This window comes from Pseudomonas agronomica (assembly GCF_025917275.1).
GTDB lineage: Bacteria > Pseudomonadota > Gammaproteobacteria > Pseudomonadales > Pseudomonadaceae > Aquipseudomonas > Aquipseudomonas agronomica.
On record NZ_JAOSHO010000751.1, the window covers coordinates 1 to 1,824 of the forward strand.

A 1,824-nucleotide genomic window follows, 5' to 3' on the forward strand; every position below is an offset into this window, starting at 1 on the left:
AGCAAGCTCCCTCGCCACGGGTTCGTGCGTTTCATACGTTCAGCCGTTAGCTCCCACAGGCCCCCAGCCTGCGATATACTGCCGCGCCTTTTTAGCGTCGCGCCAGCATGCCCGGCGTGCCTTAAGAGGTGCCGCCCGTCGACCGATGCACCCAAGCGGACGGCACCTTATTGAATGTTCCCGTCTTTAGAGAGGAGCGCGACTCATGACCGTGATCAAGCAAGACGACCTGATTCAGAGCGTTGCCGACGCCCTGCAGTTCATTTCCTACTACCACCCCGTGGATTTCATCCAGGCGATGCACGAGGCCTACCTGCGCGAAGAATCGCCGGCGGCCCGTGATTCCATGGCGCAGATCCTGATCAACTCGCGCATGTGCGCCACCGGCCATCGGCCGATCTGCCAGGACACCGGCATCGTGACTGTGTTCGTGCGCGTGGGCATGGACGTGCGTTGGGATGGCGCGACCATGAGCCTGGACGACATGATCAACGAGGGCGTGCGTCGCGCCTACAACCTGCCGGAAAACGTCCTGCGTGCATCGATCCTCGCCGACCCGGCAGGCGCGCGCAAAAACACCAAGGACAACACACCGGCGGTCATCCACTACTCCATCGTCCCGGGCAACACCGTGGAAGTGGACGTGGCGGCCAAGGGCGGCGGCTCCGAGAACAAATCGAAGATGGCCATGCTCAACCCATCCGACTCCATCGTCGACTGGGTCCTGAAGACCGTTCCGACCATGGGCGCCGGCTGGTGCCCACCGGGCATGCTCGGCATCGGCATCGGCGGCACCGCCGAGAAAGCCGCGGTGATGGCCAAGGAAGTGTTGATGGAATCCATCGACATCCACGAGCTCAAGGCCCGCGGCCCGCAGAACCGTATCGAAGAGATGCGCCTGGAGCTGTTCGAGAAGGTCAACCAACTGGGCATCGGCGCCCAGGGCCTGGGTGGCCTGACCACCGTGCTCGACGTGAAGATCATGGACTACCCGACCCACGCTGCCTCCCTGCCGGTGTGCATGATCCCCAACTGCGCCGCCACCCGTCACGCCCACTTCGTGCTGGACGGCACCGGCCCGGCGTCGCTGGAAGCGCCACCGCTGGACGCTTACCCGGAAATCGTCTGGGAAGCCGGCCCATCGGCTCGTCGCGTGAACCTCGACACCCTGACCCCGGAAGACGTGCAGAGCTGGAAACCGGGCGAAACCGTGCTGCTCAACGGCAAGATGCTCACCGGTCGCGACGCGGCGCACAAGCGCATGGTCGAGATGCTGAACAAGGGTGAAACCCTGCCGGTGGACCTCAAGGGTCGCTTCATCTACTACGTGGGCCCGGTCGACCCGGTCGGTGACGAAGTGGTCGGCCCAGCCGGCCCGACCACCGCCACGCGGATGGACAAGTTCACCCGCCAGATCCTCGAGCAGACCGGCCTGTTGGGCATGATCGGCAAATCCGAGCGCGGCCCGACCGCCATCGAAGCGATCAAGGACAACAAGGCCGTCTACCTGATGGCCGTCGGCGGTGCCGCTTACCTGGTGGCCCAGGCGATCAAGAAATCCAAGGTCCTGGCATTCGCCGAACTGGGGATGGAAGCGATCTACGAGTTCGAGGTCAAGGACATGCCGGTGACCGTCGCCGTGGACAGCAAGGGCGAGTCGGTGCACATCACCGGCCCGGCGATCTGGCAGCAGAAGATCAGCGAGAGCCTGGCGGTGGAAGTGCAGTAAGGCGCAGTCCAGCGCTGTGAACAAGGCCGGTGGGCGACAAGCTCACCGGCCTTTTTTTGACCACATGAATCCCGTGGCGAGGGAGCTTGCTCCCG

At 64.0% G+C, this 1,824-nt stretch carries 1 protein-coding gene; it reads left to right on the forward strand.

What is annotated here, in order from left to right:
• Nucleotides 1-205: 205 nt before the first annotated feature.
• Nucleotides 206-1,729 (forward strand): fumarate hydratase, encoded by a 1,524-nt coding sequence (locus tag OC610_RS26835; protein WP_039591419.1) that lies wholly within the window; start codon nucleotides 206-208, stop codon nucleotides 1,727-1,729.
• Nucleotides 1,730-1,824: the final 95 nt, after the last annotated feature.

Bases quoted from the DNA above. Each gene is read 5' to 3' on its own strand.
- OC610_RS26835 (WP_039591419.1), top strand. From the start codon at position 206: ATGACCGTGATCAAGCAAGACGACCTGATTCAGAGCGTTGCCGACGCC.